This is a genomic window from Lactobacillus rizhaonensis (genome assembly GCF_036246345.1).
Lineage (GTDB): Bacteria > Bacillota > Bacilli > Lactobacillales > Lactobacillaceae > Lactobacillus > Lactobacillus rizhaonensis.
Map to the genome: position 1 here is coordinate 44,179 of NZ_BTTV01000006.1, position 16,241 is coordinate 60,419.

14 protein-coding genes and 1 riboswitch are annotated in these 16,241 nt (G+C 37.3%); of the genes, 2 read left to right on the top strand and 12 right to left on the bottom strand.

The genetic code is table 11. The features are described 5' to 3' along the window. Positions 1-9 precede the first annotated feature (9 nt). From AAA915_RS07720 to lysA, 9 genes are all read right to left on the bottom strand, one after another. Positions 10-846, bottom strand: coding sequence for a PTS system mannose/fructose/sorbose family transporter subunit IID (locus tag AAA915_RS07720; protein WP_338201224.1), 837 nt, complete (start codon positions 844-846; stop codon positions 10-12). Beyond that, complete coding sequence (locus AAA915_RS07725) at positions 843-1,661, bottom strand: PTS mannose/fructose/sorbose/N-acetylgalactosamine transporter subunit IIC (protein ID WP_338201226.1); 819 nt, start codon at positions 1,659-1,661, stop codon at positions 843-845. Before AAA915_RS07725 ends, AAA915_RS07720 begins: the two co-directional genes overlap by 4 nt. Before the next feature lie 208 nt (positions 1,662-1,869). Next, complete coding sequence (locus AAA915_RS07730; RefSeq protein ID WP_338201228.1) at positions 1,870-2,937, bottom strand: aspartate-semialdehyde dehydrogenase; 1,068 nt, start codon at positions 2,935-2,937, stop codon at positions 1,870-1,872. Then, on the bottom strand, positions 2,934-4,121 hold the full coding sequence (locus AAA915_RS07735; RefSeq protein WP_338201230.1) for an aminotransferase class I/II-fold pyridoxal phosphate-dependent enzyme: 1,188 nt from the start codon (positions 4,119-4,121) through the stop codon (positions 2,934-2,936). Before AAA915_RS07735 ends, AAA915_RS07730 begins: the two co-directional genes overlap by 4 nt. Before the next feature lie 16 nt (positions 4,122-4,137). Then, on the bottom strand, positions 4,138-4,896 hold the full coding sequence (dapB, locus tag AAA915_RS07740; RefSeq protein ID WP_338201232.1) for a 4-hydroxy-tetrahydrodipicolinate reductase: 759 nt from the start codon (positions 4,894-4,896) through the stop codon (positions 4,138-4,140). Beyond that, entirely contained in the window at positions 4,896-5,819 is a 924-nt protein-coding gene (dapA, locus tag AAA915_RS07745; protein WP_338201234.1) for a 4-hydroxy-tetrahydrodipicolinate synthase, read from the bottom strand. The genes dapB and dapA overlap by 1 nt, the downstream gene beginning before the upstream one ends. 18 nt (positions 5,820-5,837) lie before the next feature. Further along, the gene (locus AAA915_RS07750) at positions 5,838-6,977 is read right to left on the bottom strand and encodes an N-acetyldiaminopimelate deacetylase (protein ID WP_338201236.1); all 1,140 of its coding nucleotides are present in this window, start codon (positions 6,975-6,977) and stop codon (positions 5,838-5,840) included. An 8-nt stretch (positions 6,978-6,985) separates the two neighbouring features. Next, the gene (dapD, locus tag AAA915_RS07755) at positions 6,986-7,696 is read right to left on the bottom strand and encodes a 2,3,4,5-tetrahydropyridine-2,6-dicarboxylate N-acetyltransferase (protein WP_338201238.1); all 711 of its coding nucleotides are present in this window, start codon (positions 7,694-7,696) and stop codon (positions 6,986-6,988) included. A 9-nt stretch (positions 7,697-7,705) separates the two neighbouring features. Next, positions 7,706-9,019 carry a diaminopimelate decarboxylase gene (gene lysA / locus AAA915_RS07760; RefSeq protein ID WP_338201240.1) on the bottom strand — a complete coding sequence of 438 codons (1,314 nt, stop codon included), beginning with the start codon at positions 9,017-9,019 and terminating at the stop codon, positions 7,706-7,708. A gap of 84 nt (positions 9,020-9,103) precedes the next feature. Further along, positions 9,104-9,283: riboswitch (Lysine riboswitch) on the bottom strand. Positions 9,284-9,561: 278 nt separating this feature from the next. Here lysA and AAA915_RS07765 point away from each other — a divergent pair. Further along, a complete protein-coding gene (locus tag AAA915_RS07765) occupies positions 9,562-10,914 on the top strand; it encodes an aspartate kinase (protein WP_338201242.1) in 1,353 nt (450 codons plus the stop codon). A gap of 17 nt (positions 10,915-10,931) precedes the next feature. After that, complete coding sequence (gene dapF, locus AAA915_RS07770) at positions 10,932-11,921, top strand: diaminopimelate epimerase (protein ID WP_338201244.1); 990 nt, start codon at positions 10,932-10,934, stop codon at positions 11,919-11,921. Between the two features lie 147 nt (positions 11,922-12,068). Here dapF and AAA915_RS07775 read toward each other — a convergent pair whose 3' ends face one another. Genes AAA915_RS07775 through AAA915_RS07785 form a run of 3 tightly spaced genes read right to left on the bottom strand, consistent with a single transcriptional unit; the run spans position 12,069 to position 16,212 of the window. Further along, positions 12,069-13,931: a beta-glucoside-specific PTS transporter subunit IIABC gene (locus AAA915_RS07775; RefSeq protein ID WP_338201246.1), complete on the bottom strand. Its 1,863-nt coding sequence runs from the start codon at positions 13,929-13,931 to the stop codon at positions 12,069-12,071. Further along, entirely contained in the window at positions 13,928-14,779 is an 852-nt protein-coding gene (locus AAA915_RS07780) for a PRD domain-containing protein (protein WP_338201248.1), read from the bottom strand. The genes AAA915_RS07775 and AAA915_RS07780 overlap by 4 nt, the downstream gene beginning before the upstream one ends. Before the next feature lie 20 nt (positions 14,780-14,799). Beyond that, positions 14,800-16,212, bottom strand: coding sequence for a glycoside hydrolase family 1 protein (locus AAA915_RS07785; protein ID WP_338201250.1), 1,413 nt, complete (start codon positions 16,210-16,212; stop codon positions 14,800-14,802). Between the last annotated feature and the right edge of the window lie 29 nt (positions 16,213-16,241).

The following is a 16,241-nucleotide window of genomic DNA, read 5'->3' on the forward strand; positions in this document are numbered from 1 at the left end:
CCTTAAAAATTATTTGATAATTCCCATTACTGCTAAAATTGTTCCCAAAATCAAAATAGCAAATATTAACCAAGTTAAATATTTACGTGGTAAATATGAGTGTAATTTATAAAGACCTAAGGTAAACAGTAAAGGTAACAGCTTTGGCATCACGCCGTCTAATAATTTTTGGATGACAATTTTTGTACCCTTGGTATGAATTACTGTACCAACATTTATCTTGACGTATTGGGCAATGAGCGCACCTATAACCATGACACCGATCGCTGTTGAAATATTAATTATCTTTTGCATAACCTTCTTTTGGTTACCGCTTTTAATAAATTCTGTACCCTTTTCGTAACCAAAAATAATTCCATAATATTTAACAGCAATATTAATTCCGTTATAAATGACAAACATTAAAATTGGTCCTAATACATTTCCTTGTAATGCATAGGCTGCACCAATACTGCCGGCAATAGCCTGAATGGTTATTTTAAAGACACTGTCACCAATACCAGCTAATGGTCCCATCATTCCGGCTTTGATAGCAACAACTGCTTCTTTTTCATCTTCGCTGGTTGTTTCTTCAACAGCTGCGGTAATTCCCAGAATCATACCTGTTGCAGTAATTTGCGACAAAAAGTAAGTCAGATGGCGCTTCATGGCTTCAATTCTAAGTTCCTTATTATCACCATAAAGACGGCGGATAATTGGTACCATCGCATTCAAAAAGCCAATAGCTTGAGTTAAAACCAACGTTGAAGTAACGTTTAGTCCCCAAATTTGTAATCGCCAAAAGACTTTGTTTAAATCCTTACGGGTAATTTTTTTACTGTTTTTAGTTTCCACTTCATTACTCATAGGTCGTACCCCGTATCTTCATCAACTTGCTGATTATTAGAACTACTATTTTCTGAACCCATTTCGTTTTGCTTATCTATAATTTCCATAATGTAGGAATAGATCACGGCAAAAATCAAAGAAATTAAGGTAACTGGCAAAATGCCTAAGTTTAAATAGGCTGATAAAACAAAGCCAAAAATTAAGAATGGCCACAATGTGCCCTTCATCATCATTGTCATTAAGATGGATAATCCCACAGCAGGCAGTAAAGATGATGCCGTTCCTAAACCATTTAAGATATTACTTGGTACAACAGCCAGTATTTTATCAATTATGCCCTTTTGGAAATAAACAAACAGAAATGTTGGTATTGCTCGAATTGAAAACTGTATGAGAAAAGCAACAATATTTATTTGCATTATTCCACTTAAATCACCGTTATCAGCCAGTCTTTGAGCCCAGGGTTCGAAAAACTGCTTTAATACCCGCGTAACTACTATTAACTGTTGAATCAAAACTGCTACAGTAGTGGCGGCTGCGACTCCAGCAGCAATTCCCTTTGGCGTAGCACCTGTTCCTGAAGTAATTGAAACAGTTACTCCGATAATTGTCCCGACAATCATATCTGGCGTAACATAGCCAGCCATGTTGCCCAGGCCCATCCACATTAATTCCAATGTAGCGGAAATTACAAGTGCCGTTGGCAAATCTCCCAGGATAAGGCCTACAACCGGTCCAACCAGCAAAGGTCTCCGAAACATTTGCGGTCCTTGATCGTCAAATGAACAATATCCTGCCCAAATTGCGATTAGCAAAGCATTTACAAGACTCATTAACGTACTCCTTTCATCTAAATAACTTTTTAGTTATTCAATTAATACATTGTCAGTATAAAATAGCGCTTTCATAACCTCCATAGATTTTTTATCGTTTAAAATTGCAAAAAAATAGTAGGAAGTCAGCTTAAAAGTAATCAAATAAACCAAGCTTATATTATTTATACAAACTTGGTTTATTTCATTTAATTAAATATAGAACTAACTATTTTTTGGGCACACGCACTAAATTATCTCTCACTAAACATTCTGCAATTTCTACTGTGTTGCTGGCGGCGCCTCTTAATAAGTTATCAGCTACGATCCACATATTAAATGCACCAGGATTTTCTTGATCTGGACGAATACGGCCAACGAAAGTTTCCTTTTTACCGGCAGCTAAAAGTGGTTGGGGATAGATCTGATTTTCAGGGTCATCCTGTAAAACAAGGCCAGGAGTTTTTACAATTTCCCACTTTATTTCTGCAGTCGTTGCCTTTTCATCCTTCAGCACAAAATAAACCGTTTCACCATGACCAATTTCAACCGGTACGCGGACACAAGTAGCAGTGACTTTAATCTTCTTTGAGTCCTGATCATTAAACAAAATCTTTTTGGTTTCATGAATCATTTTCCATTCTTCGTGCGTGTACCCATCATCTTCAAAAACATCAATTTGGGGTAACAAGTTAAACGCCATAGGATAATGCTTTTTAGCAGAGGCGGTGGGTAGGATCTTAGCTGTTGTCTTTTGCTTATTCAACCTGTCCTGAGCTTGCTGAAGCAGCTCATCCCAAGCTGCCTTACCAGCTCCAGACACAGCCTGATAAGTCGAAACAATAATTTGCTTAATTCCCCATTTAACGTGCAGCGGGTAAAGTGCAGCCACCATTTGAATAGTTGAACAGTTAGGGTTGGCAATAATGCCATGGTGATTTACCAATTGTTCATCATTAACTCCCGGAACAATTAAGGGCACCTTATCAGCCATACGGAAAGCACTAGTATTATCTACACACACTGCTCCTCTTTTGACTGCTTCAGGCAACAGTCTTTTTGACACAGCTCCGCCAGCAGATGATAAAACTAAGTCCACTCCCTTAAATGAATCAGGTTGTGCTTCTTCTACTATGATTTCTTGATTTTTAAATTTTAGTTTTTTACCTGCTGACCGCTTAGAAGCCAGTAGTTTGATTTGTTTGACTGGAATTTTAGACTTTTCAAGCTCACTAATTAAACGCTGACCCACTGCACCTGTGGCACCCAGAATTGCAACTGCGTATTTTTTCATCAATTATCACCTTTTTCTGTTAAAAACTGTTGGATACGGTTCATTGCTGTATGCAAGTTTTCATCGCTGGCAGCGTATGAAAAACGAATATACCCTTCACCACCAGGACCAAAAGCATTTCCAGGCGTTCCCCCAACTTTAGCCTTGTGAGCTAAGTCCAGTGCAAAAGCCTCATCATCTTGACCATAACTTGCCGGTATTTTAGCAAAAACATAAAATGCTCCTTCACTGGCATGGGTTTCAAGACCCATATTGTTTAACGCACTAACAATATAGTCACGTCTTTTTTGATAAATTGGGCGTGCCTTAGCTGGATCCTGATCACCATTTTCCAAAGCCTCGGTTGCCGCTGCTTGTGCAGGATTAGATGGGGCGGTAACCAAAAATGCGTGCATCTTCGCAATCAAACTAATTAAAGCAGCTGGTCCAGTCACATAGCCTAAACGGTAACCGGTCATCGCATGAGACTTGGACAAGCCATTAATTAATAAAGTGCGTTCGGGTAAATAATGCGCAATCGAAACATGATTAAAGTCATAAGTCAATTCACTATAAATTTCATCGGAAATAACATAAAGATGATGCTTTTTAATGATCGGTGCTATCTGTTCTAAAACAGAACTAGGACATTCCCTGCCGGTGGGATTAGTAGGATAGTTAAATAAAATTGCTTTAGCATGAGGGTGCTCATCTAAAGTCTTTTCCAGTGCCTGCGGAGTTAAAACGAAATTCGTATCTGCCGTATTGATGGCGACCAATTCAGCTTTAGTGTATTGAATTAGCGGAAAATAAAGAGCATAAGATGGAGTAGGCACAATAATTTGATCACCTGGTTGAAATAGTGCCAACATGGTTGCAGCTATGGCCTCTGTCGCACCGACCGTGACTATAATTTCACTTTCAGGATCATAGGTTAAGCCTTGCTTGCGCTTTAAATAATTGCTGATAGCCTGACGCAGCCTAGGTGTTCCTTTTTGGGCCGAGTAATGCGAATCATTATCTAATATACTTTGGGCTGCAGCTTTTTTAACATGTTCAGGTGTATTTAAATCAGGTTCTCCTAAAGTTAATTTAATTAAATCAGGAATACCATCAACTTTTTGGGCAAAAGCACGGATACCAGAAGGAGGAATTTTTTCCAATGGTGTATGAGTAATTGAAGTTAAATCAGTAGCTAATTGGGGCATTTTGTTCTCCTTGTAATTATAAAATCTGGTCTAAACCGACCACTAAATCCGTTAAATCCATTACCCGACTCAAGGCTACTTTAACGCCCTGCATAAATGAAGAACGGGAAAATGAGTCTTGCCTGATTGTTAAAGCTTCGCCGGAACCACCAAAAAGCACCTGTTCGTGGGCTATATAACCAGGTAAACGAACGGAGTGAACAGGAACTCCATCATAATCAGCACCGCGAGCTTTAGAATCACTTGTTGTTTTGGAACAATTTTCTGAATTGCGGTTTTCTGCAATCACTTTGGCAGTCGCAATAGCAGTAGCACTAGGGGCATCCTTTTTATCAGCATGATGCATTTCAATGACCTCTGCATCAGGAAAATACCGCGCCGCTTCTTGTGCAAACTTCATTAATAAGACAGCCGACAAGCCAAAATTTGGAGCAATAAGGCCACCAATTTTTTCCTTTTTTGCCAGTTCTTGTAACTGTTTTATTTGTTCAGAAGTTAAACCACTTGTTCCCACAATTGGGTGCATATGGTGCTTTAAAGCAAACTTAGTATTTTCATAAACTGCTTGTGGAGTCGTAAAATCAATCCAAATATCAGCAGCAATATTTACAGCGGCCAAATCATCAAAGCGGGCAACAGCAGGCTTAAAATCTGAACTCTCAGATGCAGTAGGTGCCAAAACTGCTACCAATTGACAGTCAGGTAATTTTTCAACTAACTGGACAGTTTGCCTGCCCATGGATCCCGTGGCACCAGCTATCAAAATTTTTTTCATTACTCTACTCCTAGTTCTAACGGCAATTCATGCAATAAAGCCGATTCGGTTAAACCTAAATGAATAGCTAATTGCCGCTTTTCTGTTTCATTTAAATCTACAATAGGTAACCGGCAGCCGCCAGCTGGCAATCCTTGGGCGTTAAGGACAGCTTTAACAGGTGCTGGTGAAGGATACATGAATAAGGCTTGCATCTTCGGCATTAATCGTCTTTGCAATTTCCCTGCTGCAGCTACCTTACCCTGATCTAAATCATCATACATTTCACGCATGGCCGAGCCATAAACATGAGAAGCTACCGAAATTACTCCTTTTGCCCCTAAAACTTTAGCTGTTAAAGACTGCAAGTCTTCGCCCGTATACACCAAGAAATCTTTTGCTGCGTGTTCAACAATATATTCTAAGTCTTCTAAGTCAGCACATTGCTTAACACCAGCAATTTTAGGATTATGCGATAACTCGACCAGAGTTTCTTTAGTGATCTTAATTCCTGTTCGACCCGGAATGTTATATATAATGATCGGTATTGGCGAACTTTCAGCCACCTTTTCATAATGGGCTGTAATTCCCCTTTGATCTGGCTTGTTATAGTAAGGTGCTACTACTAGTGCCATATCAATACCGGGAATTTGCCCCACCTCTTGAGTAAATGCAACTGTCTGTGCAGTATTATTGCTGCCTGTACCCGCTACCACTGGCACACGCCCAGCAATTATTTGAGCAAATTTAGTATATAATTCAATTTTTTCATCATGAGTCATTGTTGCTGTTTCACCAGTAGTACCGCCAATGACAAAACCAGTGCTACCTGTGTTAAGTAAATGCTCGGTTAATTTTTTCAGACCGGGATAGTCAACTTTATCTTCCTTATTAAAGGGCGTAATTAGCGCGGTCATTAAATCTGCTTTGTCAAAATTAGTCATGTTTTTTCTCCTTTTGAGCTACATGTGACTCAGTAAAAAACCTACCACTGCTTTAATTCCTACTTCTATGGCTTCTTCATGCGGGTTGAAGGTTGCAGAATGAAGTTGCGAATCATCATCCACTCCCAACCAGAACATGGTGCCGGGAATTTGCGCTAGTAAATAGCCAAAGTCCTCTCCAGTCATAGCTGGTTGCATCTCTTGGTAATTAATTTGAGCATTTTCCTTCATATATTTAATAAATTCAGCTGTAATTTGGGGATTATTTTCAACTGGCCAATAACCACCCTGATTAAGCTGCAAATCAACTTTAGCATTATAGCTGTGTGCTATTCCTTGAGTTACATCCCGCAGACGCTGATCAATTTTTTTAATCATTTTTTGGGTTAATCCCCGAATGGTTCCTTCTAAGTGAGCATGGCCTGCAATAGCATTTCTAACTGTACCAGCTCTAACTTTTCCTATTGTAATAACACCACCTGCAATAGGATCGATACTGCGAGAAATAATTGTCTGAATTTGCTCTATTAAAGCAGCCGCAGCCACTACCATATCATTAGCTTGCTGAGGATATGCTGCATGACCATCCTTACCATATAAATCAATATTGATTTCAGTTGTACCTGCAAATAAAGTCCCCAAACGGCAGCCAATTGTGCCGGTAGGTAAATCGGGAGTATCATGCAAAGCAAAAAATTCATCTGGGCGCCACTTACCAGTAAAAATTCCTGCCTCATAGGCTTTTTTACCACCACTCTCACTTTCTTCAGCTGGCTGGAAAAAGAACAGCAAATTGTCTTGCGGTTGGTGATCGCAAAAATAATCTAGAATTCCCAGGGCTACTGTCATATGGATATCATGACCACAAGCATGCATTTGACCTTGATTATGAGAAGCAAACGACAGGCCGGTCTGTTCTTGAACCGGTAAGCCATCTATATCTGCGCGATAGCCAATCGTTTTTTGCGGTTTGCTTCCCCGAACCAGAACCAATATAGCTGTAGGCAGTTCAGAACATGTACGAATTTCAATGTATTTTTGATTAAAATTACCAATAACCTGCAATAAATATTTTTGTGTTTGGTATTCGTGCAGAGCTAATTCTGGAATCTGATGCAAGTCGCGGCGAATTTTAATTAGTTGTGCAGAAGTTAACATTAATTAATTCACAGCTTTCTTAATCCTGGCTCAATTCCTGTTTTAGAGGCAGTTTTTTGATCACGCATTTTAATAATTTTTGCCGGTACCCCGGCAACGACACTATTTGCTGGTACATCCTTAGTTACTACTGCCCCAGCAGCTACTACGGCATGATCACCAACTTGAACTCCTTCTAAAACTACGGCATTGGCACCAATTAAAACATCCTTGCCGATTTTCACAGGTTGTGCCGAAGCCGGTTCTACGACTCCAGCTATCACTGCACCTGCCCCGACATGAGTGTTAGGGCCAACAATTGCTCTGCCGCCTAAAACAGCATTCATATCAATCATGGCATTTTCCCCTATTTCAGCACCGATATTAATGACTGCCCCCATCATGATTACCGCATTTTTGCCTATATCAACGTTTTCACGAATTAGTGCCCCTGGCTCAATTCTGGCAGAAATGTTCTTTAGATCCAACAACGGAATGGCGGAATTGCGACTAGTATTTTCCACTTGATAATCAGCAAATTTGTCAGAGTTTTTTTCTATAAAAGGCCCCAAGACTTGCCAGTCTCCAAAAACGACCCCAGTATGATTTTCAGTAAAAGTTTTGCAGTCTTCTGGCCAATTTAACTGAGACAAATTTCCTTTGACATAAACTTTAACTGGTGTTTTTTTGGTTGAATTAGCAATAAAATCAATGATTTCGGTTGCCGTCATTTTTTTCATATTTATAATTTATCCTTCCATTTGATAAAAACGATCATGACTAACTAGATCCGCATAAGTTTCACGTGTAACTACTTCTTGTACCTGCCCATTTTCTGCAAAAACAACAGCTGGCCTGGGAACACGATTATAATTAGATGCCATACTATAGCCATAAGCACCAGTTGCTAAAACCGCAATTACATCTCCCGGCTTGCTTTTAGGCAATGCCAATTTGTCAACAATAATGTCGCCAGATTCACAGTAGCGACCTGCAAGCTTAACTGTTTCTTCAGGCTTTGCTTGCGGATTTTTTGCTAACAGTGTCTCATATTCTGCCTGATAAAGTGCCGGTCTGATATTATCACCCATACCGCCATCGACTGCCACGTAAGGCAAAAGCCCTGGTACATCTTTACGTGAACCAACTGTATACAAGTTATAGCCGGCCTCGCCGACAATCGAACGTCCTGGTTCAATCCAAATTGTAGGCATTTTTAGGTGATCTTCCTGTACACACTTTTTGACTGTCTGTACGATTTGACCAACAAAGGTGTGAGCAGTTACTGGATTATCCTGCTTGGTATACCTGATGCCGAAACCGCCTCCCAAATTTAACACCTGAGGTTGATAATCATATTTTTGTTTCCAATTGTTCACTAGCTTCATCAACTTCTCTACTTCAAGTTTAAAACCTTCTGTTGCTAAAATTTGTGAACCGATATGTGCGTGCAGTCCAATTAATTCCATTTGTGCGTCAGCTCTAACTTGTAAAAATGCCTGTTCAGCCTGACCTGAACGAATGTCAAAGCCAAATTTGCTGTCCTCTTGACCTGTTTGGTCATATTCATGAGTATGAGCAGAAACCCCTGGAGTTACTCTCAACATTACCTGCACGTGAGTATTAGTTTGGTTTAAAATCCGTGTTAATAGCTTAATCTCAGTAAAATTATCTAAAATAATAACGCCAACATGATTTTGAACAGCCATTAACAACTCATCTGGGGTTTTATTATTACCGTGAAAACTGATTTTTGCCGCTGGGAAACCAGCTTTAAGTGCAGTATATAATTCTCCACCAGAAACAACGTCAATGTGTCCTCCCAGTTTATTGATTATCTGGTAAATTGCAATCGTAGCAAATGCCTTACTGGCATAGCTAATTGCATAATCTACCTGTTCTTTTTCAAAAGCATTTTGGAAAGCCTGAAATTGCCGTTTGATTTTCTGAACATCATAAACAACTAAGGGGGTACCAAACTTCTTTGCTAGTTCCAAAGCGTCTACTCCCCCAATTGTCAAATGACCCTGGGTATTAGTTTGATAATAATCATTAGCAGCCATTTAAGTCTCTCCCTTTTTGTTAAATAAAAAGGCTCTTTTGTTGTACCTAACAAAAGAGTCCTTCAAGTTATTATCTGGTATCAATTTTGTCGATAGCGCTCCGCGAATATAAAATTGCGACAGTCCGTAACCTGTTAGATTACGTCCCAGCTTATTAATTACCGCAATAATTAAAGCTTCGGCAACCGCCCCTTTGACTGGCTTCCTGGTTTTTTGCAGAAACTCCACCAGCTACTCTTGTTGGTTGCAACCTCTTCGATTTATTAAAATATTATTATTAATTAATATGATTGTCAACCATTTCCACTGACAATTGCTTTTTAATTTTTTAAATAAAAATATTATTTTTCAAATTTATTTATTTTTATCTTGTCCAATGCCATTAACACCAACACTTTTAGCGCAAATTTTAATGCAATAATATGACCCAAAACAGCCGCTTTACTGAATAACAACTTTCTTTTGCAGTTGAAGATTAAAATTTTAATGTTAAAATCCAATACTAATTACTTAAATTAAATTTAATTGTGAAAGGTATTAACATGAAAGTCGTTAAATTTGGTGGTAGTTCTCTAGCTGACGGAGAACATTTTCAAAAAGTTTTAAACATTATTAATGCTGATCCAGCACGTAAAGTGATCGTGACTTCTGCTCCCGGCAAAAGGTCTAAAAACGACACTAAAGTAACGGATCTATTAATTAGATATGCAGAAAATGTACTTAATAATCAAGATTATAGTGCAACGGTAAAGGCAATTTGGACCAGGTATCAGAATATTGCAGATTACTTTCAAATATCCGAGCAATTAGTAAAGCCATTGTTACAAGAATTACTCAATCTTCCTCAACTCTCTTATCCAAACACAGATTTTTTAATGGCGGGTTTTAAAGCACATGGTGAAAAACTTAGTGCACAGCTTTTAACTTTGATTCTGCAAAAGCGCCATATAGCTGCTCGCTTTTTGGATCCCGCAGAAGCTGGCTTTATGGTTACTAGTAATGCTAACGATGCTCAAGTTCTACCAGAAACTTACGAAAATTTACAAAAATGGGCACAAACTTCAGATTTACTAGTCGTACCCGGTTTTTATGGCATTACAGAAGATGGCTTAATAGCAACCTTTTCTCGCGGAGGTTCGGATATTACCGGAGCAATTTGGGCACGTGGAATTAAAGCAGATTTATATGAAAACTTTACGGATGTAGATGCAATCTACGCAGCTGACCCCAGAATTGTTGCGCATCCCCGTGCCATTAAGCTTATGACATACCGTGAGTTGCGGGAGCTGTCATATGCAGGATTTTCTGTTTTTCATGATGAAGCCATTATTCCCGCAATTGAAGGTCAGATTCCAGTAAATGTCAAAAATACTAATCATCCGGAACTACCTGGAACAATGATTGTCCCGCAAAATAATTTTACCCCGCAAAGTACAATTACAGGTGTGGCAAGTTCTGGACATTTTGCCGCATTATATTTACATAAATATTTACTAAATAAAGAAGTTGGATTTACACTTAAATTACTACAAATATTCTATAAATTTAATATATCATATGAACATATGCCATCAGGAATTGATGATTTGACCATTATTTTTGATAAAAAACAATTTGATAAACAAATTCGTCAGCAAATGTGTCTTGAAATTCAAAAAGCACTTCAACCTGATCAACTAGAATGGATTGATGATTATGCCATCATTATGGTGGTTGGAGAAGGGATGCGTAACAAAATTGGTGTAATGAAGAATATCACTCTGCCTTTAGCAGAAAAGCATATTGCCATTCATATGATTAACCAGGGTGCTTCACGCATTTCAATCATGCTAGGCACCAAAAAGGCAGACGCAGCTGCCGCTGTTAAAGAAATCTATCACCAGTTTTTTAATTAATTTAAGGAGAAATTTTCATGATACAACTACAAAAAGTTCATGGTTCACAGAATAAGTTTTTTCTACTTGATCAAACTCAATTTCAAGCACCATTATCTAAGGGAGAGTTAGTCAACTTGGCGCAGCAGATAACTAAGCCGGAAAGAGGCTTACTTAATGGTGCTGATGGTTTACTAGTAGTCAACAATTCAGACCATGCAGAAACTCTAGGAAAAATGCAGGTTATCAATGCAGACGGTTCTTTTGCTTCTATGTGTGGTAATGGGTTAAGGACAGTAGGCCGCTATTTAGCACAAAAATACCATAAAGAAACATTCAAAGTTGAAACTATGCAAAGCGATTTGCGCGTTAACTGTCAGCCGGACTGGGCGCCAAAGGTTAAAGCAATCAGTGTTGAAATCAGTCCGGTTAGTTTTACAGCTGCGGCTCTCCCCTTTACTAATTTAGGTTATTCTGAATTAATTAATCAAGAGTTGCCAGAACTGGCACCAAAACTGAAATTTTCAGCAGTTGCTGTCCCTAACCCCCACTTGATCAGCTTTGTTTCAGACAGTGTCTTCAAAAGCGACTTATTGGCAAAATTAGGCGCAAAACTAAATCAGAAAAATCCATTTTTCCCTGATGGAGTAAATGTTAGTTTTGCTCAAGTTTTGAGTGCGCATCATCTATTTGTACGCACTTTCGAACGAGGTGTAGGCTTTACCAATGCTTGTGGTACAGCCATGTCAGCTGCAAGTCTAATTTACGCAGTAACTTACCAGTCAAAGAATCTGTTTGACAAATTGCTGACTGTTTCTAATCCTGGCGGCTTTGTTCAAACTAAAGTTCATCACAGTGATCATAGCTATTGGATAGAATTGATCGGAAATGCTACGGTTACACATTATATTGACGTTACAGAAAGTGAATTACATCAGAAGCATCCCGATTTTAATAATTTTAATGTTACGCCCACTACGGAAGATGAGGCATATCAAGAATTTATTACCACACAAAGCAATAACTGATTGTTGTCTTAGTACTGGCAAAATTTATTGTTATTAAAAAAGTGACTCCAAAAGGGTTTATTTCCTTCTGAACTCACTTTATGTACCAAATTTTTTAAGTTTGGAATTTTTATGAAGAATAATATTCAAATAATAATCAAGCAATTATTATATTGCATCTGCAGTACTTGCTTGTGCAAGTAAGGTGTTATTATCAATTCCATCAACACGAACATTATCTTTTAAAGAAACTTTTCCACTAGTTACGATGACTGGACTAATAATATTATATTGCTTTTCTACTTCTTTTAGATCAAAAGAAATTAATTTTTGACCCTTTGAAACTTTCTGTCCCTGAGTTACGTAAGTTTGGAAAAATTTCCCGTTTAATTCAACTGTATCAATACCTACATGTATTAAAACTTCAATACCATTTTTTCCACGTATTCCGACAGCATGACCAGTCTGTGCTATAACCGCAATCGTGCCATCAAACGGAGCTTTTACAACACCATTTTTAGGTATAATTGCAAAGCCGTCACCCATTGCACCGGAAGAAAATGTTGTATCAGGTACTTCTTTCAAACTCACTAAATCACCTTCCATAGGTGCAAAAATATCTATTGTTGACAAATCTTCACGGGTTGTATTCTCTTTACTTACATCAATAACAGGTTTCTCATCTTCTACACCAACTTTAGGTTGCAAGACTAGTACTAATAATGCAGTCGATACTATTGCAATTCCCAGTCCAATTATTACATGAATAAATTTAGGCATAAGTGCATAGACAGCTAAACTTAATATATTTGATGGTGTGAAGCTGCCCAGATGATAGCCCATTGCTGAAACATAAGCTGCTCCAAGACCTCCACCTATACAAACGGATAATAATACACGCTTATATTTTACGATCACACCATATAGTGCAGGTTCTGTAATACCTAAAATAGCAGAAATACCTGATGCATAAATGACTGATTTTTCTTTCTTGGATCTTGTTTTAAATGCCATAGTTAAAACACCTGTTGCCTGGGCAAAAGTTGATACTAACATTGTTGGCATCAAAACGTCATAGCCTTTTGATGCAAAATTTTGGAAAACAATTGGGGTTAATGCTTGATGCATGCCTGTCATAACCAGCAATGGACGCAATCCACCCAAAATAGCACCAGCTAAAGCACCAGAAAATGAAAATAGTTTCATCGAAGCAGCAGATAATATACTACCTAAATAATTTCCTAAAGGTCCTATGGCTATTAATTCAATGGGAATCATTATAATTAAAACAACAGTTGGTACAAAAATAACCTTTAGCATGTCAGGCATATGCTTATCTACAAACCTATATAAATAACTCATTATCCAGACAGAGAGAATAATAGGTAAAACAGATGCACTATAGTTTATCACTGGAATAGGCAACCCTAAAAAATGATAGTTACTAATTTTACCTACATTATTGATCAAACTTGGATATAGTAAAGCACCAGCTAGAACCGCTGACAATATTGCATTTGTCTTAAAGAGCTTTGCTGCTGATATAGCCAATAAAAAAGGTAAAAAATAAAATGTAGCATCGGCCATCAAATTAAGAATAATATAAGAATCAGATTTTTGTGATATTAATGAAAAAGATGACAGAAGTCCCAAAATTGCTTTCATCATACCGGCACCAGCAATAGCTGGAATAACCGGCAAGAAAACATTTGAAAAGATTTCAAGTAATTTGCTAAAAAAGCCTTTCTTTTCTTTCACATCAGTTTCTTGACTTTCTTCTTGACCAATACCTGTTAAATTCGAAATTTCGTCATACCAATCAGCGACTGCTGGTCCTATGACAATTTGTAATTGGCTATTTTGAAATTGAGTGTTTAATACTCCATTAATTTTGCTAATTGCATCTAGATCAGCTTTTTTATCATCAGCAAGATTAAATCTTAATCTTGTCATGCAATGGGTCATACGTTGAATATTATCAACTCCACCCACATCTTTAATGATTGAATTTATCTCATCTTTATGTTTCATATTTGTTCTCCCTTTACATCAGCCAGCCGGGCTAAATGTATTGTTATATACATTTGCTCCTCATCATTTATATCAACTTGAAAGTCGTGCAGTATTACTTTTCTTATTTTTTTAGCTAAAGAGTATTCGAAGGGATATTTCTCAAAAACAATCTTTGCAATGTCAGCATCGATTTCATTTGTTTCCTTATCATTTTCAAAAATTCTAATAATCATATACTGTATGTGACGAACGAAACGGCTATATGCCAAAGAATCTTTGCTGATATTTGGCATTTCTTTTTCAACTATGGCTAAAACTTTCTTTAATGCTTCAGTTAAGCGCAATATATTGTGAGTACTTTTATTATCTTTGATAGTTGCATCTACAAAATGCATTGCTATAAAGCCAGCTTCGTCTTCTTTTAATATCGTAAATTGATATTTTTTAACAACTTTTAATGCATACTCGCCAATTTTGTACTCTGTTGGATAAAACTTTTTAATATCTAAAGTTAAAGGATTCGGAGTATATATTCCATCACGCGCCTTAGAAATAGCGTAATCTAGGTGATCAGTAAGACTAATAATAATATTCTGGTTTAAATTTGTATCTAATAGCTTTTTCCCATAATTAATTATTTTGTTACTTGTCTCAATTAAGTCAGTTGAAACTGAAGTTAAAATGTTTTTAACTGATGGAAAAAGATTTTTATTTGTCATCACAAAAACTTCGTCACTATTCTCAATAGAGATAGTCTGGCCTCTTTTTTTATCATGACCTATTCCTCGACCAACTATAATAACTTGGTCACCATCTTCATTAATAACTTGAACAGCATTGTTATTTAGTATTTTAATAATATGCATACTATCCCCTTCAACCACTATTAAAATAAGCAATTACCGTTCGTTTCTATTATTTCTTTATAAACATTGAAACTATCTTTCTTTATTCTCCTCATCGTTCCCTTGCCGTCATTATCACGATCAACATAAATAAATCCGTAACGCTTATTCATTTCTCCCGTACCGGCAGAAACGATGTCAATTGGTCCCCACCAGGTATAGCCAATAATTTTACAACCATCCTTTATTGCTTCACCAATTTGTTTAAGATGTTTTTTAAGATAATCTGAACGTTCTTTATCATGAATTTTGCCATCTTTACTTATTTTATCTACAGCGCCAAGACCATTTTCTACTATAAACATAGGACAATCGTATCTGTCTTGAACCAAATTACACATCCAACGTAATCCCAGAGGATCTACTGGCCAACCCCAAGCTGAATTCTTTAAATAAGGATTTGGTTTTCCAACCACTCCACCAGTATCACCATAAATTTTCATTCCATCTTCAAAAGTACTAGAACGATAATAGCTAAATGCTAAAAATTCAGATTTATATTTTTTTATTAAGTCCAGTTCCTCGTCAGTAATGTCAAGCTTGACATTATATTCATCCCATATTCTCTTTACATATCCCGGATAACAGCCTTTTAATTGAACATCCGAACTTACAAATGTTCTTCGCTGTAATTGGAGAGCACCAAAAACATCCTCAGGTTTGGGGCTTGCTGGATAAACAGCTGCTTGACTTAAAGAAAGCATAATACCCATATGAGCATCAGGCATTATTTCTTTAGCCAATTTATTAGCTAAAGCATTGGCAACATACATATTATGCTGAGCCTGATAAATTTGAGAAAGTTGATGAGAATAACTACCCGATAAATCCATTGCTGCAGCCGCATATGGAATGGTTTGTGTATTGTTCATTTCATTAAATGTCATCCAATAGTGTACTTTATCGCCAAAACGTTCAAAAATTGTTTTGCAAAATTTAATATAAAGAGATATCAACTTTTTATTTTCCCAACCATTATATTTTTTATGTAATGCTAATGGTGTTTCATAATGCGATATTGTTACTACGGGCTGAATTCCTAAGGCCAGCATTTTATCAAACAAGCAATCATAAAAATGAAGTCCCTTTTCGTTTGGACTCTCTTCCTCTCCTGTAGGATAAATTCTCGTCCAGGCAATAGAAGTACGAAAACATTTAAAGCCCATTTCAGCCATTAATTCCAAGTCTCTTTCATAATTATGGTAAAAATCAATAGCTTCATGACTGGGATAAAAAGTATTTGGCAGAACTTCTTCGTCGTGCTCATTTTTCGCAATCCCATGTTGTGTAGTATCTGTAATTGCAACACCTTTTTCATCTATATTCCAAGCACCCTCTGCTTGATTTGCCGCTATCGCTCCACCCCATAAAAAGTCTTTCGGAAAAATAGACATATAATTTACCTCCAAAATAAAAAAGGCAA